At 41.4% G+C, this 22,494-nt stretch carries 19 protein-coding genes and 3 pseudogenes; 19 read left to right on the top strand and 3 right to left on the bottom strand.

Annotated elements, in window-relative coordinates; genetic code table 11:
* Window positions 1-912: 912 nt before the first annotated feature.
* From HFM85_RS02420 to HFM85_RS02380, 10 genes and pseudogenes are all read left to right on the top strand, one after another.
* On the top strand, window positions 913-2,448 hold the full coding sequence (locus HFM85_RS02420) for a VapE domain-containing protein (protein WP_173738651.1): 1,536 nt from the start codon (window positions 913-915) through the stop codon (window positions 2,446-2,448).
* Window positions 2,449-2,714: 266 nt separating this feature from the next.
* Window positions 2,715-3,047, top strand: a complete 333-nt coding sequence (locus tag HFM85_RS02415) for a helix-turn-helix domain-containing protein (RefSeq protein ID WP_173738650.1) — start codon at window positions 2,715-2,717, stop codon at window positions 3,045-3,047.
* Window positions 3,048-3,211: 164 nt separating this feature from the next.
* Window positions 3,212-3,508: pseudogene (locus HFM85_RS16615) on the top strand (Fur family transcriptional regulator); the annotation flags it as partial.
* A gap of 63 nt (window positions 3,509-3,571) precedes the next feature.
* Window positions 3,572-4,114: pseudogene (gene rbr / locus HFM85_RS02405) on the top strand (rubrerythrin).
* Window positions 4,115-4,150: 36 nt separating this feature from the next.
* A complete protein-coding gene (locus tag HFM85_RS02400; RefSeq protein ID WP_117526128.1) occupies window positions 4,151-4,864 on the top strand; it encodes a TraX family protein in 714 nt (237 codons plus the stop codon).
* Between the two features lie 220 nt (window positions 4,865-5,084).
* Complete coding sequence (locus HFM85_RS16135) at window positions 5,085-5,714, top strand: recombinase family protein (RefSeq protein WP_244092512.1); 630 nt, start codon at window positions 5,085-5,087, stop codon at window positions 5,712-5,714.
* 69 nt (window positions 5,715-5,783) lie between these two features.
* Window positions 5,784-6,188 carry a hypothetical protein gene (locus HFM85_RS16130; protein WP_243873791.1) on the top strand — a complete coding sequence of 135 codons (405 nt, stop codon included), beginning with the start codon at window positions 5,784-5,786 and terminating at the stop codon, window positions 6,186-6,188.
* Between the two features lie 119 nt (window positions 6,189-6,307).
* Window positions 6,308-6,481, top strand: a pseudogene (locus HFM85_RS02390) (tyrosine-type recombinase/integrase); the annotation flags it as partial.
* Between the two features lie 163 nt (window positions 6,482-6,644).
* Window positions 6,645-7,115 (top strand): low molecular weight protein-tyrosine-phosphatase, encoded by a 471-nt coding sequence (locus HFM85_RS02385; RefSeq protein ID WP_173737162.1) that lies wholly within the window; start codon window positions 6,645-6,647, stop codon window positions 7,113-7,115.
* 292 nt (window positions 7,116-7,407) lie between these two features.
* A complete protein-coding gene (locus tag HFM85_RS02380) occupies window positions 7,408-8,340 on the top strand; it encodes a DUF5688 family protein (protein WP_173737163.1) in 933 nt (310 codons plus the stop codon).
* A gap of 164 nt (window positions 8,341-8,504) precedes the next feature.
* Here HFM85_RS02380 and HFM85_RS02375 read toward each other — a convergent pair whose 3' ends face one another.
* The 3 genes from HFM85_RS02375 to HFM85_RS02365 form a co-directional block, all read right to left on the bottom strand.
* Window positions 8,505-9,299, bottom strand: a complete 795-nt coding sequence (locus HFM85_RS02375) for an ABC transporter ATP-binding protein (protein WP_173737164.1) — start codon at window positions 9,297-9,299, stop codon at window positions 8,505-8,507.
* 2 nt (window positions 9,300-9,301) lie between these two features.
* Window positions 9,302-10,216 (bottom strand): ABC transporter permease, encoded by a 915-nt coding sequence (locus HFM85_RS02370; RefSeq protein WP_119240385.1) that lies wholly within the window; start codon window positions 10,214-10,216, stop codon window positions 9,302-9,304.
* A gap of 88 nt (window positions 10,217-10,304) precedes the next feature.
* A complete protein-coding gene (locus tag HFM85_RS02365; RefSeq protein ID WP_173737165.1) occupies window positions 10,305-11,282 on the bottom strand; it encodes an ABC transporter substrate-binding protein in 978 nt (325 codons plus the stop codon).
* 237 nt (window positions 11,283-11,519) lie between these two features.
* Between HFM85_RS02365 and HFM85_RS02360 the strand changes: the two genes are divergently transcribed.
* The 9 genes from HFM85_RS02360 (at window position 11,520) to HFM85_RS02320 (ending at window position 22,383) form a co-directional block, all read left to right on the top strand.
* Window positions 11,520-12,284, top strand: coding sequence for an N-acetylmuramoyl-L-alanine amidase (locus HFM85_RS02360; RefSeq protein ID WP_173737166.1), 765 nt, complete (start codon window positions 11,520-11,522; stop codon window positions 12,282-12,284).
* 206 nt (window positions 12,285-12,490) lie between these two features.
* Complete coding sequence (locus HFM85_RS02355) at window positions 12,491-13,084, top strand: YdcF family protein (RefSeq protein ID WP_173737167.1); 594 nt, start codon at window positions 12,491-12,493, stop codon at window positions 13,082-13,084.
* A gap of 208 nt (window positions 13,085-13,292) precedes the next feature.
* Window positions 13,293-15,080: a midas domain-containing protein gene (locus HFM85_RS02350; RefSeq protein ID WP_173737168.1), complete on the top strand. Its 1,788-nt coding sequence runs from the start codon at window positions 13,293-13,295 to the stop codon at window positions 15,078-15,080.
* A gap of 59 nt (window positions 15,081-15,139) precedes the next feature.
* Complete coding sequence (locus HFM85_RS02345; RefSeq protein WP_173737169.1) at window positions 15,140-15,490, top strand: TIGR04086 family membrane protein; 351 nt, start codon at window positions 15,140-15,142, stop codon at window positions 15,488-15,490.
* An 81-nt stretch (window positions 15,491-15,571) separates the two neighbouring features.
* Window positions 15,572-15,712: a six-cysteine ranthipeptide SCIFF gene (gene scfA, locus HFM85_RS02340; RefSeq protein ID WP_015524633.1), complete on the top strand. Its 141-nt coding sequence runs from the start codon at window positions 15,572-15,574 to the stop codon at window positions 15,710-15,712.
* 142 nt (window positions 15,713-15,854) lie between these two features.
* Entirely contained in the window at window positions 15,855-17,219 is a 1,365-nt protein-coding gene (gene scfB, locus HFM85_RS02335) for a thioether cross-link-forming SCIFF peptide maturase (protein ID WP_173737170.1), read from the top strand.
* A 15-nt stretch (window positions 17,220-17,234) separates the two neighbouring features.
* Window positions 17,235-19,652, top strand: coding sequence for a protein translocase subunit SecD (gene secD / locus HFM85_RS02330; RefSeq protein ID WP_173737171.1), 2,418 nt, complete (start codon window positions 17,235-17,237; stop codon window positions 19,650-19,652).
* Between the two features lie 244 nt (window positions 19,653-19,896).
* Entirely contained in the window at window positions 19,897-21,615 is a 1,719-nt protein-coding gene (gene recJ, locus HFM85_RS02325; protein ID WP_173737172.1) for a single-stranded-DNA-specific exonuclease RecJ, read from the top strand.
* A gap of 243 nt (window positions 21,616-21,858) precedes the next feature.
* Window positions 21,859-22,383 (top strand): adenine phosphoribosyltransferase, encoded by a 525-nt coding sequence (locus tag HFM85_RS02320; RefSeq protein WP_173737173.1) that lies wholly within the window; start codon window positions 21,859-21,861, stop codon window positions 22,381-22,383.
* The last annotated feature ends 111 nt before the right edge of the window (window positions 22,384-22,494 follow it).

The following is a 22,494-nucleotide window of genomic DNA, read 5'->3' as shown; positions in this document are numbered from 1 at the left end:
GACAAACGGTGGAAAAATCACAGATTTACAAAGACGAAGCATATTGATTTCATGATCGGCATATGCTATAATGCCAGTAGGCAAAAAAGATATGATGATGTTCCATGTGAACAAAGAACGAACCCCCGTATGTACCACCAATACATGCGAGGGTTCTTCTCTTTTTATTTTAGTGGTTGAGCATCCACTAGGCTATTCGTTGTCCTTGTTATGACTGTCTAACCATTTGCAAATGAGATGGCAAGTCACACCTGCCGCAACAGCCACCAAAAAAGATATGACTATTTCCATGTGTTCACCTCCCCCCGTTGCCGGGTCTCGGCTGGACAACGCAGTCAGTATAACACAACTTAGAACAGAATGGAACATATAAAAATACCCGGTGCAAATTAATGTACCGGGAGGTTTTTACGAATTAAAAATAGTTCTTTTTTCTATTCCTGTAAAATTGATAATCATTCTCATAGTAAGAAGGAGAATGAGGCAATTCCTTTTCGTATTTTTCTAGAAAGTTAGGTGATAATTTGTAATCATAAAATTCCGCAAGTTTTATTAAAAATCCCTCTAGTATCTTTTCGGGTGAATAGCCTAGAATAATATTGGAATTATCAATTTCGCGGATTTCTTCAAGACGATGGGAGATGATTTTTATTATCTTTTTGCGAGGAATATCAAAATAGTGTTTTTCAATAAATTCAAGTAGTTGTTGAATCATATTTTGAGCTAAATCTGGATCATCTCCACAAGAATCGTAACGATTAATTTCATCTGCTATTATTTCGTCAAATAGATATACTATTCGATTTTTTAATATTCTTTTATCTGCGATTTCTTTTCTATAGGCATATGTATAACATGAATCGATAAGAAACCAAAAAAATAAAGCAGCTCATAAAGAATTATGAAATTGTCATGGAGCACGATGAACGAATTGCCGGAAAAATCAGATACAATGAATTTTCACATCAGCCTTACCTATATGGTAGTGTGCCATGGGAAGAAGAGGATAATTGTCGAGCATGGAACAGTGGTGATAATTCAGCCCTGTTTTCGATGATCCAGTGCGATTATGGATTGAATAGTCGGCAAGATTTTTTCGATGCGATGAAGAATGTAGCTATGCGTCATAAATTTCATCCAATAAAAGATTTGCTTAATTCTTTTCAATGGGATGGAAGAGAGCATATAAGAAGCTTGCTGCCGGAATATCTTGGAGCAGAGGATTCTGATTATACATATCAGGTTATGCGCCTTTGGATGTTGGGTGCTGTTGCAAGAATCTTTCGGTCGGGATGCAAATTTGATTATTGTATGATTTTGCAGGGAGCACAGGGAGTAGGAAAGTCTACGTTGCCGAGGCTAATGACACTAGATGACAGCTGGTTTTCAGATAGTCTTGACAGCCTTGATACAGACCGAAGTGCACAATCATTAATAGGGGGTTGGATTTGTGAGTTGGCAGAATTAAAAAGCCTTGCAAGAACAACAGGCGGAATGGAATCCGTAAAGAAATTTTTGACGGCAACGCAAGACCGGTTTCGTCAACCATATGAGCGGCGAGCCGATACATATTTGAGATCATGCGTATTTATGGGGACAACAAACAAAAGTGACTTTTTGAGCGATCAGACGGGAAATCGCCGATTTTTGATTGTAAAAGTTGGAGAGCAAAAACCAGAGAAAAACTTGTTTGATGAATCTGCCATGGAAGATATACGCCAATCATGGGCGGAAGCTGTTTATATCTGGAAGAATGAAAAACCTACGCTTATACTTCCAGAATCGTTAAAACAAGAAGCAGAGCAGGCTCAGAACGATAATATGGCTGATGATGGAAGCAGCGGAATTATAGAAGCATATCTTGAAGATCAGACAAAAGTTTGTGCTATTCAGGTATGGCAGGAAGCGTTAGGGCAATCAGGAACGCCATCCAAAGCCTGGTATGCTGATCGTGATCCCAACACCAACGAACCAAAAACGACAGCACAGATGTTTTTTACAGTATATTATGCTGAGAAGGGCGACAAGATGCTTCATCATTTTCAAGGTAAGATAGACATTGGTAGCGGAAATGGCGGCATCATCAGTCAATTAAAGATGCAGAATGAAATGAAGTTGACGGATGAAAGCTGGATCAGCTATCAGCAAGGAAAAGGCAATGAAGAATATCAGAAGTATATGGAAGATCTGACGGATATGCAGAATCATGTACTGCCGTATTTGCAGAGCTTTTGCAGTCTGGAAGAAAAAGGTGTGAAGGAGAAACGAGAACAGCAGGTAGCAGAGAAAAATGAGAGCAGAGAAGCTGTGCCGAGAGCTGGTGTTGAAATAAATACAGCAGTTAAGGACGCAGGGAAAGCTGAAAGAAAGGCAATAACAGAGAAAAAGGCAATGCCAGGAAAAGATAAGCTGGAGAGAGGAGCTGATTTGGGTGTAAGGACAGTGTAGTATAAGCACAATGAGTCGGAGGTCACGGATGATAACGTGGCTTCCGGCTTTTTTGTTTTGAATGATAGTGCTTCAAATTTTTATGTGACAAATGAAACAACCTATGATATTATAAAAACATATAAGCGAAAATAACTTTTGCGGAAACGAAAGTATCTTTATATTATTTATACGCATACTTCCTATTATGGGATTAAATGATTGCAAAGTTGAATACTAATATTTTTTCATTATTACAGGTACAATAAGAACATGTAATAGCGGAAATGAGGTATAGTTACTTGCAGATAGAGAAGTATATTGCGGATAAAATAACATCTTTGTGTGAAAAGCGTGATATCAGTAAATATAGATTATCGCAGCTGTCGGGAATTTCTCAGTCGTCACTGGGGAGAATCATGGCGCAGGAAAACCTGCCGTCGCTGATCACACTTGAAAAAATATGTACAGCATTAGGCGTGACATTATCACAGTTTTTTCAGGAAGGTAATTCAGAGAATCTGACAGAAAAACAGAAAGAAGTTCTAGGGATATGGAACGATCTGAGTACAAATGAGCAGGAAACAGTAATGTCAATGCTGCGTGGACTTCGGAAGTAGAAGAACAGTTCGAGTATATGTATCGGCTGTTCTTTTTTTATTTTTGAACTTTAAAACGGTAATGTTTTTCTTGTGTACAGTAGAGTGCTATATATAATAAAACCAGTTTTTTTGCATAAGTATTAAAGCTATAATATGGAAATCGGCAAACTAGATAATTCTGTCCTACAATCGGCAAAGGGACTGTATATAGAAATCTCGACATATTGGTAGAAGAAGGTAATTTAAGAAAAGTGGAAGTTCCGGATGGACCTAATCGGTTCGACCTTACATTAAAGAACCATTACCATGTGAGGTGTGTAAACTGCGGTGAGATTTCAGATGTGGATATGGATGAAATATTGGGCTTGCTAGAAAAAATTCATGATACACATGGAACGGACTTTTTAGGATATGACATATTATTTAAAGGTATTTGTCCGAAATGCCAGAAAAAGATAAAGGATGGGCAAATCTATTAAGCATTTATGTAAATGATGGCATGAGATTTTGAAATAGTAGTAAAGAAAACGGAGGTAAAAGAGATGGCTGCTAACAAGTACACAGGAACACAGACAGAAAAAAATTTACAGGAGGCATTTACAGGAGAATCACAGGCAAGAAATAAGTATACTTATTTTGCATCCGTAGCGAAAAAGGAAGGCTACGAGTAGATGTCAGCATTATTTTTAAAAACAGCAGACAATGAGAAAGAGCATGCTAAGATGTGGTTCAAGGAATTAGCAGGAATTGGTGATACAAAAGAAAACTTAGCTGCTGCTGTAGAAGGAGAGAACTACGAGTGGACAGATATGTATGATGGCTTTGCTAAAACAGCAGAGGAAGAAGGTTTCCCTGAGCTTGCAGCAAAATTTAGAGCAGTAGGAGAAATTGAAAAGCACCATGAGGAGAGATATCGTGCACTTCTTAAGAACATTGAAACTGCGCAGATGTTTGAGAAGAGCGAAGTGAAGGTATGGGAATGCCGCAACTGTGGACATATTGTAGTTGGAACGAAAGCCCCTGAAGTCTGTCCGGTATGCGCGCATCCACAGAGCTACTTTGAGCTTCACGCAGAAAATTACTAGAATAGAATTAAGAAAGGTGTCTGAAAAGAAAAACTTATGAACAATATAAAAGAACGAATCAAGATATTCTCAGGAGCGCAATTGAAATATATCGCTTTTTTATCGATGTTCATTGACCATACGAATAAGGCATTGATCTATCCAAATCTGGATGGAGGAGCATTGAATCGATTGAGTGATTTTTTTGATATTTTAGGAAGAATCGCTTTCCCGATATTTATCTTCCTTCTTGTGGAAGGATATTTCCACACAAGCACTAAATGGAGATATTTAGTTACACTTCTTGTATTTGGAGTGATATCAGAGGTTCCGTTTGATATGTGCACATCGGCTAGATTTGTTGAAATCAACTGGAACAATATTATGTTTACACTGGCACTTGTGCTTGCTATGATCTGGGTGATCGATGTACTGAAAGAAAAGATGGCGTCACTACCGAAGGCTTTGTGGTATTTCGTATCATTTCTCATTGTAGCGGTGTTGTGCATTGTAGCAATGAATGCAAGTCTGGACTACGAACATCATGCGGTACTGATCGGTTATTTCTGTTATATTTTTCATGAGAGATGGGCACTTGGAATTCCGTTTTGTTACATCTCTATGTTTAAAGAGCCGTGGGCTCTGCTTGGATTTGGACTGACACTTACTTACAATGGAGAGCGTGGAAAACAGAATAAGTTAGTAAATTATCTTTTCTATCCGGTGCATTTGCTGATTTTAGGAATCATAAGAATGTATCTTGGAATTTAAAAAGAGGGCGTAAATGTGAATGCATTTACGCCCTTTCGCTTCTATATTTGAGGAAGCCTTTAGTATATTTTCATTTCTTCATACAGATTCGATTTATTTCGATTAATGACAGCTATGACAGTGCATCAAGCAGCGGAATGACTGGTGGAATGAATGTAGCATTGCAGAATCTGGTATACAATATGTATAGTCTGGATTGTCCAAGAAAATTTCATCAGCAATGCAGACAAGAACAAAAAATGGCACACGCCTTCCGGTAAATGCCAGATATGGCTATAAAAAAGGAAAAGATGGAAGGCTGGAAGTTGATCCGGAAGCCGCAAAAGTCGTGAAAATGATTTTTCGGATGGCAGCGGAGGGAACAAGTTTTGCAGATATTACAAGGAAATTGAACAGACAGGCGATTGCCACTTGTGATGAGCAGAAATTATCAAGAGGGGATCAGGTGCAGTTCCAGAGGTTTGACACGATCAAAAAGAAACACTGGAGTGCTACGACAGTAGCGGCAATTGTCCGGGATGAGATTTATATTGGAACCAGAATCTGGGGCAAAACACGTTGCAGTATGCATACTGGCCATAAAGCAGTTCTGAATGATGAAACAGAATGGGTTCGCCTGGAAAATCACCATACGGCAATTATAGACAGGCAATTGTTTGAAAAAGCAAATGAAATGCATCCGAAAAAGAAGAGAAGTGTTGCGAAATCACGCACCAATTTTACTCTGGAAAGACGTAAAAAACAGCCGGCATTGCTGCTATGTGCCAACTGTGGGCATTCTTTACTAAAAGAAAAAGAGCATCTGCTGAAATGCTCAGATGCCCGAACCAATGGAGATCCTGTGTGCTGAAGTCTGGTGATTCGTAGAGAACCGATGGAGGAGAATATCCTTGGGCTTGTCCATCAGTATGCAGCGTCAATGTTGGAAAAAGAAAAGAAAGTATCTTCCAAAAGGCAATGTGAATACAAAGAGATCAATACTACAGAATTGCAAAAACAGAGCCGACAGTTGACCTCGGAAAAGATGAAACTCTATGATGATTACAAAGATGGTCGTATAGATCGTGATTTGTATAAGCAGAGAGCTGAAAAGATAAGTGTACAGCTGGAGAAAATCAAACGAAAAATAGAAGATGCGGAGAATAGCAAAAAGCTTCTTGAACAAAATGAACTTTCTGATAAAATAAAACTAAAAGATTTCTTGGGAATTCAGAAGTTCGATACAGAGAAGCTGCGTGAGATTATCAAGGTGATCCGTGTTCATAGTCAGGATGAAATTGAAATCGAATGGAATTTTGACGATATTTTTTCAGAACAGAGATAACTTGAGCAGGACAAAAATAACTTATCAGAAGATAATAAAGGTGCTGGGACTACCTGATGGAAGCGTCAGATAGTCTTCGGCAGAAAAAAATAAATTTTTTTGTCCTATACTTGACACATCCACATGTGTGCAGGCACACTTATTGTTCTAACATGGCTAAGAGTGGCATGAACCCTAAAACCCTACAATACCTCATGGGACATTCGGATATCGGAGTTACCTTGAACACCTACACCCATCTGGCCTTTGAGGACGCCGAAAACGAGCTGAAACGGGTCGTAAATGGCGAGTAGTAAAACCGTGAAATCGAGATCAAATTACTACTTTTTGTACTACTTTTGGGGTCAAAGATATACCAACTTATGCTACGATATGCCACGGCAACAAAGAAATGCCAATCACCTAAAAACCTTGATATATCAAGGAAATCAAGCAAAATCAAGGAGTTTAAGATAGATGATTAAAATACTTTTCATTTGCCACGGCAATATTTGCAGATCAACTCTTGCCGAGAGTGTTTTTACCCACAAAGTAAAATGCCTGGGCCTGGCAGATCAGTTTGTTATCGACAGTTTTGCAACAAGCAGAGAAGAAATCGGCAATCCACCGCACAGAGGAACAGTAAACAAGTTAAAAGAAGCAGGAATCCCATTAGTGCCGCACAGGGCCAAGCAGATAACATGGACAGATTACATTAATTCTGATTATATCATTGGTATGGATTCTGCAAATATCCGTAATCTTAACAGAATGTTGAAAAATGATCCGGAAGGTAAGATATATAAGTTTCTTACATTTGCAGGTTCTGGAAGGGATATTGCGGATCCCTGGTATACAGGAAATTTTGATGCGACTTATGAAGATGTTATGGAAGGTTGTGAGGGATTTCTGAGATATTTGGAAGAACAGGGGAAAATTCGGCACTGAGATTCCCATATCAGACATAGAGCAAAAATAACAAAATAAATGTGACAGTAAAGAGCAGCTTTCGGCTGCTTTTTCTGTCGATGAAAACTTCTTTACAAATGTGAAAATATCTTTTATACTGTTCCATACAGCAGACAACTCAGCAGAAAGCATCTGTTTTCTGCACGAAAAAATCTCTTACAGATCTATTAATTCAATTCAATCTAAGACTGTACATTAATTTATACGATGTATAGTCATCTATCTTATCATGGACATTCGTCCGCATGTTTCGCAGAAAGGAAAGCAGAATATGGAAAATGGATATGAAACTTTTATTACGGATCTGAGAAAACTTCTTCTTGCAGCTATGGAGCTTGAGGAAGGGAAGATATATTTCGCCAGGAAAGGAGAGATGTATGGCTGCACAGGAGACAGGCTTTTTGTGGAGTGCGGATCTGTTGACAAAACACGCCAGGTCTGCGGGCTGCATACAGAAGAACTTTATGAAAGATACTGTCAGGAACACAAGCTTGAGAATATCATCCACGATTGTATCCGGGAAATCAAAAATGCCAGGGAGACCTGTGTAGTCTGTGATGTTGAAAATATGGATAATTATGAGAAAATAAAAGGAAGGCTCTTTATCAGGCTTCTTAATGCAGATAAAAACAGAGATGTGCTGAAAGATACGATTTATCATCAGGTAGGGGATATTGCACTTGTTCTTTATTATCTCGCAGGGGAAAAAGAAGGCTATATTTTAAGTACAAAAGTTAAAGACAAATTTTTGGAAAAGTGGGGAAAAGACAGAGAGGTTGTTTTTGAGTCAGCTCTTGTGAATACTTATTTTATCAGTCCGCCAAGAATCTATCACTGGGAAAAAATGCTCTTTGATAAGGAATATGCGGGAGACAATTTCATGGATATTCTGAGTCAATATAAACCGAACAGGGGCATTTCCGGAAATTGTCTCAGCACGGAAAAACGTACCAATGGAGCTACAGCGATTTTTCTTCCTGGAGTGGCCAGACGGCTGGCAGAGCTTCTGGAATCTGATTTATATCTGGTGTTTACCAGTATTCATGAAGTGATGGTACACAGTACTGAAGTTGTCTATCCAGAGGATTTGCAAGGAGTTCTTCTGGATACAATAAAAAAGGCAACACCAAAAGAAGATTATCTTACTTCATCTATTTATCGTTACAGCAGAATGAACGGGGAATTTACAGTAGAAATAAAGTAAGAAAATCAGAAAAAGTTCGAAAAAAGAAAGAACCGGATTAAATCTCATAGTACAAATAATGAAATTTCTTCTGGTTCTTTCTATATAATATGTATTTGATCAGATCAAGTAAGTTCCCTGTTAAAAGCAATATACAGAGTGTGCAGACTGATTATGAAACTCTTCTAGCTGAGCAGCGCAGAATCATTGGAAAATTCCTCACCGCTTGCTTCCTCGAATTTATCAAGAAGATTTTTTACAGTAAGTTTCTTTTTCTCTTCACCCTGGATGTCCAGGATAATCTTTCCTTCCCACATCATGATCAGGCGGTTGCCGTGGGTGATGGCATCACGCATGTTGTGAGTGATCATCATGGTTGTGAGGTGATCACGGTTTACGATCATATCTGTGATCTCAAGAACTTTGGCGGCAGTTTTCGGGTCAAGGGCAGCTGTGTGCTCATCCAGAAGAAGAAGCTGAGGTTTCTTCAAAGTGGCCATAAGAAGCGTCAGAGCCTGACGCTGTCCGCCGGAAAGGAGACCTACCTTTGAAGTAAGACGATCCTCAAGACCAAGACCAAGGATTTTCAGAAGTTCATGGTATTCTTCACGTTCCTGGCGAGTGATGCCCGGACGGAGAAGACGGGATTTGCCGCGGCGTTTTGCAAGAGCAAGATTCTCTTCAATACCCATGGTGGCAGCAGTTCCTGTCATAGGATCCTGGAACACACGGCCAAGATAAGCTGCTCTTTTGTATTCGGAAAGTCTGGTAACATCTGTTCCACCGATAATGATCTTTCCGGAATCTACTGGCCAGGCACCGGCAACGGCATTCAGCATTGTAGATTTACCGGCACCATTTCCACCGATGACTGTAACAAAATCGCCTTCGTTCAGGTGGAGATTCACGCCATTTAAGGCAACCTTTTCATTGATGGTGCCTGGATTAAATGTTTTGTGGATATCTTTTAATTCCAGCATGATTATTTACCTCCCTGTTTGGCTTTTGTGAAATATCTGCCTTTCCAATATGGGAAAGCAAGGAACAGTGCAACAACAAGAGCAGAAAGCATTTTCAGAAGGTCTGTATCAATACCCATCCAGATAACAACCTGAAGAACCAGATAGTAGAGAATAGAACCGAATACAACGCTTAGAAGTTTCAGCGCAAAGTTGCGGAAAATACGGCTGAAAATAGCTTCTCCAATGATGACTGCGGCAAGGCCGATGACGATGGAACCTCGTCCCATATTGATATCTGCGAATCCCTGGTACTGTGTAAGGAGAGCACCGGAAAGAGCAACAAGTCCGTTGGAAAGCATCAGACCGAGAACTTTATTGAAGTCTGTGTTGATACCTTGTGCGCGTGACATGCTCGGATTACATCCGGTCGCACGTAAAGAGCAGCCAAGCTCTGTTCCAAAGAACCAGTAGAGAACAGCAATCAGAAGCAAGATCATTATAGCTACAATAAAAAGTGTGTTTTGTGTCAGTGTAACACCTTTAACACGACGAAGGGAAACAAGCAGGTTATACTTGTCAACATTGATTGCCTGGTTTGCTTTTCCCATAATCTTAAGATTTACAGAATAAAGGGAAAGCTGTGTCAGGATTCCGGCAAGGATGGCCGGGATTCCCATGAAAGTGTGAAAAATACCGGTGGCAAGTCCGGCCAGAAGACCGGCTCCTGTTGCTGCCAGCATAGACATCCATACATTGTGTCCGCTGAGCATCATCATGATACATACAGCACCACCTGTACATAAGGTTCCGTCTACGGTAAGATCCGCAATGTCAAGGATACGGAACGTAATGTACACGCCGATTGCCATGATTCCCCAGATAAGCCCCTGCGCGGCAGCTCCTGGGAGTGCAGTGATTAAACCCATGATCTGCATATTAAATATCCTCCTCTTTTTTATGCACGAACAGCGAGAAGGGGAAATCCCTTCTCGCTGTATCCGTGCATAACAGGTTTTTTACTGATTATTCAGCTGTTTCTTCTGTTTTAATTGCTTCGTACCCGTCTGGAATCTTGATTCCAAGCTCATCACAGATGTCTTTATTGTATTCTTTTGTGAATTTTGGTGCATACTCAATTGGCATTTTGGAGATGTCTTCGCCATCCTGAAGAATACTTACTGCCATCTCACCTGTTTTGTATCCAAGGTCGTAGTAGTTGATGGAAAGTGTTGCTACACCGCATGACTGGCAGATACCTTCCTCGCCTGCGATTACAGGAACTTTTGCCGGAAGACAGATGTTGTTGATGATCTCTGTGTTGGAAGCAACTGTATTATCTGTTGGTACATAAATTACGTCACTGTCATTGGCAGCTGTGGTAACAACAGAAGAAAGATCATTGGAATCGGAGAATGCGTAATACTCGCATGTGTATCCAAGCTTCTCAAGAGCGTCCTTGACAGTGTCTACCTGATACTGGGAGTTTGGCTCTGCGGAGCAGTAAAGAAGTCCCACATTCTTGGCATCAGGGAAAAGTTCATGAAGCATATCAGCCTGCTCATCAAGTGGAGCGAGGTCAGATGTACCGGAAATGTTTCCGCCTACAGTTCCATCGAAATCATCGATTCCAAGAGCAACACCGTACTCGGTAACAGCTGTTCCAAGGATCGGGATATCGGATGTTCCTGCTGCAGCAGCCTGAAGAGATGCAGTTGCATTAGCAAGAATCAGGTCAGCTCCCTCAGAAACAAAGCTATTGATGATAGTGGAACAGGTATTGGAATCACCCTGTGCATTCTGCTCGTCGAATTTTACGGAATCGCCCATCTTTTCAGTAATGGCATCTTCGAAACCTTTTGTTGCTGCATCCAGTGCATCATGCTGAACCAGCTGGCAGATGCCGACCGTATAAGTTTTTTCTTCTTTCGCGCTTACGGGGGCTGCACAGGTTCCTGTTACAAGAGCAGCTGCAAGTACAGCTGTTAAAATACGCTTTTTCATATTGTTTTCCTCCTCATGATATGGCTGCGCTCTTTTTTTACTGGCGCAACTCTGATTGAGTTAGTATAACGCTTTAACACTTAAAAGTCAAGAAGAATTAACGCGAAAGTACATTAAGTGAGAAAATATAAATGATTGGCAGGTAATGAATCTATAGTGTCAAAAGTTTTTTGAGACGCACACGAAAGAAAACAGCACATATCCTATTATGAGTGGATATTTAGAGAGGATAAAGAAATGGCATATAAGATCGTACTGGATGCCGGACATGGCGGAGAAGATCCAGGTGCAATATATAAAGACTGTAAAGAAAAAGATGATAATCTGAGCCTTGCTCTTGCAGTGGGCAAAATCCTGGAAGATAATGGAATAGATGTAGTTTACACACGAAATACAGATATTTATCAGACTCCTTTTGAAAAAGCACGGTTTGCCAATGAAGCTGGAGCAGATTATTTTATTTCTTTTCACAGAAACAGCAGTCAGAAACCCGGACAATACAATGGAGTAGAAGTGCTGGTTTATGATAAGAAGGGTATTAAGTATCAAATGGCAGAAAATATTGTAGGAGCACTTGGTGAGCTGGGATTTAAGGAACTTGGAGTGAAAGAACGTCCTGGTCTTGTAGTACTGCGCAGGACCAAAATGCCGGCACTCCTTATAGAAACCGGATTTATTAATTCGGATAAAGATAATCAGCTTTTTGAAGAAAAATTCCAGGAGATTGCAAAGAGTATTGCAGATGCGATACTGGGGACACTAGATGAGGAGACATTGGAATCTCCATTGTATTATCGTGTTCAGACAGGAGCTTTCCGAAACAGAGAGAATGCAGACAGGATGCTGTACCTGCTGGTAGATCAGGGATTTCCTGCTTTTATTTTGAAGGAAAATGATCTTTATAAGGTTCAGGTTGGGGCGTATCTTCAGCTGGGAAATGCAGTGAATATGGAACAGAGACTTAGAGATGCAGGGTATAGTACTGTGATTGTAACCAGATAAAAGATCTATTTTAAATGAAGTATCGCAAAAGCTGCTTGAATCCAGGAACAGCAGTCTGTAAATCTTAGAACAAAATAAAGTGCTTTTGGCTGTGCAGGAAGTTAAAAGAATGTTATATTATTAATAAATTTAACCAGATCAGGTAAGCACTTTGCAGGAATACGAAGTGAAATAAGCAGTAGGCAGAAAGAAAGGACACAGGAAAAATGTACGATGAATTTTTAAAGCAGATAGAAGAGTTCATTTTTATAGAAGATAAACCGGAAAAAGCAGATGTGATCTTTGTCCCGGGGAATGGATATCCTCAGATGGCAGAAAAGGCGGCAGAACTTTACAGGCAAGGACTGGCACCAAAGATTTTACCCAGCGGCAGGTACAGTGTTACAGTTGGAAAGTTTGGCGGAGTTCTGGATAAAAAAGAAGATTACAGAGAGGATTATGAGTCAGAGTGGGATTTCCTTAGAGATGTTCTTATGAAAAATGGAGTACCGGAGGATACGATCCTAAGAGAAGATCAGGCGACCTTTACCTATGAAAATGCAATTTATTCCAGACAGGTCACAGACAGAGAACACCTGGATATCAAAAAGGCGATTCTCTGCTGTAAATCCTGTCATGCAAGGCGTGCACTGATGTACTATAAGCTGCTTTATCCGGATACAGAATTTTATGTAATTCCATGTTGCGTGGATTCGATCAATAAATACAACTGGAGTAAGACAAATGAAGGAATTGATGAGGTAATGGGGGAAATAACACGAATAATTAAACAATTTTCTATAATGCTTAAAAAAAAATAATTTGGGGGTGTCGTAAAAAAAAGAATTGTGTTATAATGCTTTTGACGAAAAAACGAAATATCTGTTACGAAAGATTAACAAGATATTAATTTTTAAAGAAAAATTGGTTCGGGCGCGTGGCAAATGCGTTCGATATTTTATATAAAAGTATTTTCAGATAAATAGCGAACATAAATTGAAGATTTTGAATATAGAGGTGCATATTATTATGAAAAAGAACACAAAGAATACTTTCAGCAAAAGCTTTTCTATACTGGCAGCAGCAGCTCTGTCCATGACGCTTATCAGCGGACAGGCTTTACCAACTTATGCAGGAAGCAGTTCAGGTATTGAGTCTGGTGCTGTGATTCCGGATAATATTACTATTGATAACCCTACAGCGCTGTCTAATGTGACTCTTCCATCTAATTCATATGGAAGTCTTTCCTGGGTGGACGGTTCTTATGTGCCGGAGAAACGCGTGCAGTCATGTGCGGTTGTATTTAAGCCATCGTCAGGTGCGGATCTTTCCGGTCTTCCAGGATGGGACAGCAGTTCAGGAACTCTTACCGGATATGTGACAGTTGTTGTTAATAGTTTTGATAGCTCTTCAGATGAGAATGAAAGTGCGGAGACTTCCGGTGAAGATTCAGAAGATAGTTCCAATGAAGAAACAGCAGAGAATGGAAATGTCAACGAGAGTGATTCTTATGAGAATAACAGTGATACTGAGGATGATAATAACAAAGACAATGCGGATGTAACAGAAATACCGGATGCTCAGGAGCCTTCCTCTGATAAGACAGATACAGATAATGATAATACTGATGAGAAGAAGGATAATGCCGAAGACAGCACAACGGATAACATTGCAGATAAAGACAGTACAGATAAAGACAGTACAGATAAAGACAGTACAGATGGGGATACTATAGATAACGTAGATCCAGATGTTACCGAAACGCCAGAAGCAACTGTAACACCTTCTGAACATGAAAATAGGGCTGACCAGGATAAAAATCCAAACGGCAGCGAAGATAAAAACGGGAATAATGATGCAGATGCTGCCCAAACCCCGGAAACAACTGTAACTCCGGCAGAGGATGACAGCAGGACAGATAGTTCCGCAGATACAGACAAAAAGGACAGCAAAGAAGATGAAACACCAGATGTAACAGAAATACCGGAAGAAGATAAGGACAATATTTTTGATCGCAAAGATGAGGAAGAAGATAAACGTCCTCAGAATGCAGGAACTGATCTGACGGAAACAGAGAAGGAGCAGACAGCAATCCAGAACCATACATGTGACGGAATCACAGTATCCGGCATCGACCTTCCATGGTATGTACAGTTCCGTGTTTCCGGCGGCGAGGATTATGAATTTGCCAATGCGGAAGATGCAACGATCTTCAAATCTTATGAATTTGAACTCTGGGATACACAGAAAAACACAGAATACAAGATTCCGGACGGTGAGTATATCAGTGTAACCGTTCCGGTAAAAGCTGGCTATACATATTCAATCGAACATCTTCTTGATAACGGAGCAATGGAGACGATTATCCCGAGTGTAGATGGAGGAACCATGACTTTCAGTACTCATTCCTTCAGCCCGTTTGGTATTGCAGGAAGCAAGTCTCTGGTAGGCCCGGATGCAGGAACTGACAGCAGCAGTGATATTACGAAGACTACACCTGCTGCGGCTTCTTCAACAGATACGACAAGTTCTTCTGATACATCAGATATAACAGACTCTGATGGAACAGAAAATACAGACAGTGCAGCCGATCTGGACACATCCGCTGATCTTTCATCAGGAACCGCCGATCTTGAAGAAACTTCTTCACAGAACAGTACTTCCGGTGCTGAGCCAGAGGATGAATCTTCACAGGCTACTTCCAAAAAGCAGGTAAATACCGGTGATAATACTCAGATCCTTCCGTTTGTGATCCTGTTTGTTGCAGCAGCAGTTGTGGCTGGCGTGGCAGTATTTTTCAAGAAAAGAAAGAAATAAAAGAAACAGAGAATAACGAAAAAAGCCTTCCCATATAATGACCATGGGAGGGCTTTTTTATGAGGTTAAAAGCGGTATTGCGGTCACTGCTTCTGGCTTATGGTCTGACAGGACTTCTTCTTTTACTTCTGGCTTTTGTCTTATTTCGGTTTGAGCCAGGTGAGGGAACTGCGGCGGCTGGAATCACTTTTATTTATGTGGCATCCTGTCTGACGGGAGGGTTTGCAGCAGGCAAGATCATGAGGAAAGACCGATATCTCTGGGGAATCATAACGGGACTTTCCTACTATGTATTACTGCTTATTGTTTCTTTCATGGCACAAGGGAAATGGGATATGACTTTTGCCCATGCAGTGACTACTTTCTTTATGTGTCTGGGGGGTGGAGCACTTGGGGGAATGCTGTCATAAAAGCTTGCAAAAAAATGCTTTGAAAATCAGTAATTTTATGCTATACTAGGCGAAGATAGAATACATAAAGGAGGATATATCATGGAACATATCAAGACATTAAATACAAAGAACCTTCAGAACACGGTTAAGAAGGGTGGATGTGGCGAATGTCAGACATCCTGCCAGTCTGCTTGCAAGACTTCCTGTACAGTAGGAAACCAGAGCTGCGAGCATAAATAAGAAGCAGCCGTTGAATGAGTGGAAAGCAGCGGGGATCCGCTGCTTCACTTGTTTTATCTGAAAGTAACAGGTATCCAGCAAAACGCGCCGGAGGGCGCGTTTTGTCGGGTTATAAAAAGATTTTTAGAAAGGATTGCGGGAAATGAGTCTGATTCACCGTTATCAGAGTAATGGATATAATATCGTGCTGGACATCAACAGCGGCTGTATCCATCTTGTAGATGAAGTAACCTATGAGGTGCTGCCATATCTTGAGGAAGGCATGGAGACGGAGGTCATTGCACAGAAGCTTGGCGACCGTTTTAAGAAAGAGGATGTGGAAACATCTGTAACTGAATGTAAGAAGCTTCAGGAACAGGGAATGCTTTTTACAAAAGATATTTATGAGAATATTATTGATGAATTTACCAGGAACCGCCAGACAGTTGTAAAGGCACTCTGCCTTCATATCGCACACGACTGTAATTTGGCATGTCGCTACTGTTTTGCAGAGGAGGGAGAGTATCACGGAAGACGTGCGCTGATGTCTTTTGAAGTAGGAAAGAAAGCACTGGATTTCCTGATCGCAAACTCCGGTTCCAGAAAGAATCTGGAAGTAGATTTCTTCGGCGGCGAGCCGCTTATGAACTGGCAGGTTGTGAAAGATCTTGTAAAATACGGAAGAGAGCAGGAGAAGCTCCATAATAAAAAATTCCGTTTTACACTGACAACCAACGGTGTTCTTTTAAATGATGAGGTAATGGAATTCTGCAATAAGGAGATGGGAAATGTAGTATTAAGTGTGGACGGAAGAAAAGAAGTTCACGATTACATGCGTCCATTCCGTAAAGGTGCAGGCAGCTATGACCTGATTATGCCCAAATTTAAGAAATTTGCAGAATCCAGAAATCAGGACAAGTATTATGTAAGAGGAACTTTTACTCATCATAATCTTGATTTTTCCGAGGATGTACTGCATCTGGCTGACCTTGGATTCAAACAGATCTCTGTTGAGCCTGTTGTAGCAGCAGATACAGAAGAGTATGCTATCCGCGAGGAGGACATCCCTCAGATTCTGGAACAGTACGACATTCTTGCGAAAGAGATGATCAAGAGAGAGAAAGAGGGAAAGGGATTTAACTTCTTCCATTTTATGATCGACCTTACCGGTGGTCCATGCGTATACAAACGTCTTTCCGGATGCGGCTCAGGAACGGAGTATTTGGCTGTTACACCGTGGGGGGATTTTTATCCATGTCACCAGTTTGTCGGTGAGGAACAGTACCTTATGGGTAATGTAGACGAAGGAATCACAAAACCTGAGATCGTAAAAGATTTCGGCAGATGCAACGTCTATACGAAACCGGACTGCAAGGACTGCTTTGCCAGATTCTACTGCAGCGGTGGCTGTGCAGCAAACGGCTACCATTTCGGCGGAGATATCCAGGGGAATTATAAGATCGGATGCGAACTCCAGAGGAAGCGTGTGGAGTGCGCTATCATGATAAAAGCCGCTTTGGCGGAATAAGAGAGGAAAAAGAAAATGAAGAAAAGTAGAGGAATTGCAGTGCTGCTTCTGACGGCGATCGTCACAGTATTCTTCTGCTATGTGGCTGCAGTGGGCATTGGCCCTACAGGTACAGGTTCGGCTAAGAACATCAATACCGGACTTGATCTTGCCGGCGGTGTCAGCATCACATACCAGGCTAAGGACAGCAATCCGAGCAAGGAAGACATGTCCGATACTGTCTACAAGATGCAGCAGCGTGTCTCTCAGTACAGTACTGAGGCACAGGCGTATCAGGAAGGTTCCAACCGTATCACTATTGAGATTCCGGGAGTATCAGACGCGAATGCGATCCTGGAAGAGCTTGGAAAACCAGGTTCCCTGTATTTCATTGATCAGACAGATGCAGACGGAAATCAGAACTTTACAACAGGAAACAGCGAGAGCGGATATGTCCTTGCAAGAAGCATTGAGGACATCCAGAAAGCAGGTTCTGTTGTGCTGGAAGGTACAGATGTTGCAGATGCTGAGGGAGGAGCTTATCAGGATTCATCCACAAGCACCCAGAAATATGCAGTCAGCCTGACTCTTACAAAAGATGGGAAAACCAAATTCGCAGAAGCTACCAAGGCTAATGTGGGAAAGCAGATCGCGATCGTATATGATAACCAGATTTTGAGTGCTCCGAATGTCAATGAGGAGATTTCCGGAGGAAAAGCTCAGATTACCGGAATGTCCAGCACAGAAGAAGCTCAGAATCTTGCATCTTACATACGAATCGGTTCTTTAAGCCTTGAGCTTACTGAGCTTCGTTCCAGTGTAGTAGCTGCGCAGCTTGGTGAGGAGGCTATTGCAACAAGCGTAAAAGCAGGAGCTATCGGTCTTGTGATCGTTATGCTGATCATGATCATTGCATATCGTATCCCTGGTCTTGTAGCATCTGTTGCTCTGATCCTTTATACTACATTAATGCTGATCACACTGAATGCCTTTGATATCACCCTTACGCTTCCGGGCATTGCAGGTATCATACTGGGCATTGGTATGGCAGTGGATGCCAACGTTATCATCTATGCCAGAATCAGGGAAGAGATTGCAGCAGGACTTTCCGTTCATGCAGCGATTAAGAGTGGATTCAGTAAAGCGTTCTCCGCTATTTTTGACGGAAACATCACAACACTGATTGCAGCCTGCGTTCTGATGTGGCTGGGTTCCGGCTCTGTTAAGGGATTTGCCTACACACTGGCTATGGGTATTGTGATCTCCATGTTCACAGCACTGGTCGTATCTAGATTTGTAATCAATGCAGTCTTTGCAGTAGGTGTCCGTGATCCGAAATTTTACGGCGTTGCCAAAGAGCGTAAGGTTGTGGATTTTATTGGAAAGAGAAAGATCTTCTTTACTATTTCCGTTATTCTGATCCTCTGCGGACCTGTGGGAATGCTGATCCACAGCAATGTGATCGGTGATAAAGCCATGAACTACAGTCTGGAGTTCTCAGGTGGTACATCCACAAATGTGACCTTTAACAAAGAGATGGATATCAAGGAGATTGATTCTGAGGTAACACCGGTTGTTGAGTCAGTTACAGGAGATAAGAATGTACAGCCGACAAAAGTTCAGGGAACCAATCAGGTAGTGATCAAAACACGTTCTCTGGATCTCAGTGAGCGTGAAGCACTGAACAAGGCTCTGGAGGAGAATTTTGATGTAGATACAAGTCTTATCACGTCTGAGAATATTTCCGCCACAGTCAGCAATGAGATGAGAAGAGATGCCATTGTAGCTGTTATCGTAGCTGCGATTTTTATGCTTCTTTACATCTGGTTCCGTTTTAAAGATATCCGTTTTGCAAGCAGTGCGGTACTTGCACTTCTTCATGACGTTCTGGTTGTACTTGCGTTCTATGTTATTTCCAGAACATCAGTTGGTAATACATTTATTGCTTGTATGCTGACCATTGTCGGTTATTCCATCAATGCGACGATCGTTATCTTTGACCGTATCCGTGAGAACATGAAGGGCAGAAAGAAAGTTGAAGATGAGAAACTGAAAGAGATTGTAAACACAAGTGTTACAGAAACTCTGACACGAAGCATTTACACATCCCTGACAACTTTCGTTATGGTTGCGATCCTTTACGTTATGGGAGTTTCTTCCATTAAAGAGTTTGCCGCACCTCTGATGGTAGGTATCATCGGCGGAGCATATTCTTCTGTATGCATTACAGGTGCACTGTGGTATACAATGAAGACTTTCGGAAAGAACCGCGTTGTCGTACCGGCAGCTGCAGCAGCATCCGCTCAGACTTCCACTGGGAAAAAGGCAAAACAGCCGTCCGGACAGCCTGCAGCTCCGCAACAGCCAAAGAAGAAAAATCGTAAAAGAGTTGCAGACCGCCTTGCAGCGCAGGAAGCAGCAAAACAGCAGAATGAGGAAGAAAAATCTGAATAAGAGCTGTTAAAAGATAAAAAAACGTTTCGTATGGGGAAGAAGTATTTTTCCCTGCGGGACGTTTTTTTATTACAGGTAATCATTCCATAATGTTCCAATAACGTAAAAAAGTCCTGAGGACAGGATCTGTTCGATTCGTTCTTACGTTTTTATACTTGCAGGTATACTGGCTTATGAGTTACAATATCGTTATTGTGTCGCTTGACAAGATGAAAGCGGCAAAGCAGTTCAAGGAGGAAACAACATGGAACGATGGGTTGTTGCTGCAAAACGTGCAGATTTTACAGCAATTGGAAAAGAATTCGGGATCGATCCTGTGATCGCTAGGCTGATTCGGAACCGCGATGTACAGGACAAAGAAGAAATCCGCAGATATCTTCATGGAACAGTGGAGGAGCTGGCTTCTCCACATCTTATGAAAGATGTGGATGAAGCTGTAGAGATTCTGCGAAATAAGATAAAAGAAAAAAAACAGATCCGGATTATCGGAGATTATGATATTGACGGTGTAATATCTACATTTATCCTGCTTAAAGGACTGAAACGGGTAGGTGCATATGCAGATACATATATTCCTGACCGAGTATCAGATGGATACGGGATTCACGAGCATCTGATCGAGAAGGCACTTGCAGATGGAATTGATGTGATCGTTACCTGTGACAATGGAATTGCAGCATATAATGAAATTGCGATGGCAAAAGAAAAAGGAATGACAGTGATCGTAACAGACCATCATGAGATTCCATATAAAGAAACGGAAAACGGCCGTGAGCTGATTTTTCCTCCTGCAGATATTATTGTAAATCCAAAGCAGCCGGACTGCAGATACCCGGAAAAAAGACTCTGCGGTGCTGTAGTTGCACTGAAGCTTGTGACAGCTCTCTATGAAGCCTGCGGGATCCCGGAGAGAGAACTGGAAGATTTTATAGAACTGGGAGCTATTGCAACAGTTGGAGATGTAATGGATCTTCAGGGAGAAAACCGTATTCTTGTAAAAGAAGGACTGAAAAGGCTTTCCCACACATCTAATAAAGGTTTACGGGAATTGATTCGTGCAAATGGTCTGGAAGACGGAGAGATCACAGCTTATCACGTGGGATTTGTGCTGGGACCATGCATCAATGCCAGCGGAAGACTGGATACGGCAGCCCGTTCTCTGAAGCTTCTCTGTGCAGAGACAGAGGAAGAAGCTGCGAAACTTGCAGGTGATCTGACTGCGCTGAACCAGAGCCGTAAAGCTCTTACAGAAGAGGGAAAAGAAGAAGCGATTCGCATTGTAGAAGAGACGGAAATCGGACAGGACCGTGTACTTGTGATCTTTTTGCCAGACTGTCATGAAAGTCTGGCGGGGATCATTGCCGGACGTATCCGGGAAAAGTACAATAAACCGGTCTTTATTTTGACAAAAGGAGAGACCATGGTAAAGGGCAGCGGTCGTTCCATAGAAAGCTACTCCATGTTTGATGAGCTGGTAAAATGCGATGATCTTATGGAACAGTATGGAGGTCATCCTATGGCAGCAGGACTTTCCATAAAAGAAGAAAATGTGGAAGAGTTCCGAAAACGTTTAAATGAAAACTGTACATTGACAGAAAAAGATCTGAGGCCAAAGATCCTTATAGATGTGCCCATGCCGGTTTCCTATATTAATAGGGAACTTGTAGAAGAGATATCTCTTCTGGAACCTTTTGGAAAAGGCAATACCAGGCCACTTTTTGCTCAGAAAGGACTTAGGGTTTTAAGCAGCCGTATTCTTGGTAAAAATAGAAATGTGGCGAAGCTGCAGCTGTCTGATCATACGGGCTGTGTGATGGAAGCTGTATATTTTGGTGAAGCCGACGAATTTATAAATGCGGTAAAGGGAAGCAACATTATTTCAGTTACTTATTATCCGGAGATCAATCGGTATCAGGGAAGAGAAAACCTGCAGATCGTGATACGCAATTATCTTGCAGAATAAATATTTTAACCAAATAACGGAGGAGTAGTTATTTGATGCAGAGCTGCATAGCAAAGCGGATTGCGAATAGCTACTTGACAAACAAGAGGTAAAAATTACAGAGAAAAGCTGCGTACTGGTCAATATGCAGCCAATAATCTGTCGTATTCATGCGAGTTCTGTCGGGTTGCACATTGATTCCCTACAGAAAAAGTGCTATACTATCTATCATCTGATTGACAAATTACGCCATTGGAGGTTATTATGAAAAAAATAGAAGAATATGTAAGAAGTATCCCGGACTTTCCAGAGCCAGGGATTATTTTCCGTGATGTTACCAGTGTTATCCAGGATGCAGATGGATTACAGCTTGCTATTGATTCCATGCAGGATTGTCTGAAAGATGTTGATTTTGATGTGATCACTGGACTCGAGTCCAGAGGCTTTATTTTTGGCATGCCGATCGCATACAATCTTCATAAACCATTTGTTCTGGTCCGCAAGGCAGGAAAACTTCCATGTGAGACAGTTTCCAGAACTTACGATCTGGAATACGGAAGTGCAACGATCGAGATGCACAAGGATTCCATCAAGCCAGGACAGAAAGTAGTTATCATTGATGATCTTATTGCAACCGGTGGAAGCGTAGAAGCAGCCATTAAGCTTGTAGAGGAGCTTGGTGGTGTTGTGGTAAAGGTTGTTTTTCTCATGGAGCTTGCAGGACTTAAGGGACGTGAACGTCTGAAAGGTTATGATGTAGCATCTGTGATCCGTTATGACGGAAAATAATATTTTTCTGTCAGCTGGAAAGGGATGTGGGCTGTTGTGTGATCGCAGCAGTGTGGCGTTGCTGGACATGAAGTGAGCAGTAACAGGAAATTGTGCACAGGCAGGTGGGAT

Origin of the sequence: Blautia schinkii, assembly GCF_013304825.1 — a bacterium.
GTDB classification, from domain to species: domain Bacteria; phylum Bacillota; class Clostridia; order Lachnospirales; family Lachnospiraceae; genus Blautia_A; species Blautia_A schinkii_B.
The sequence above is the reverse complement of the archived record's forward strand: the minus strand, read 5'-3'. Positions and strand labels throughout refer to the sequence as shown.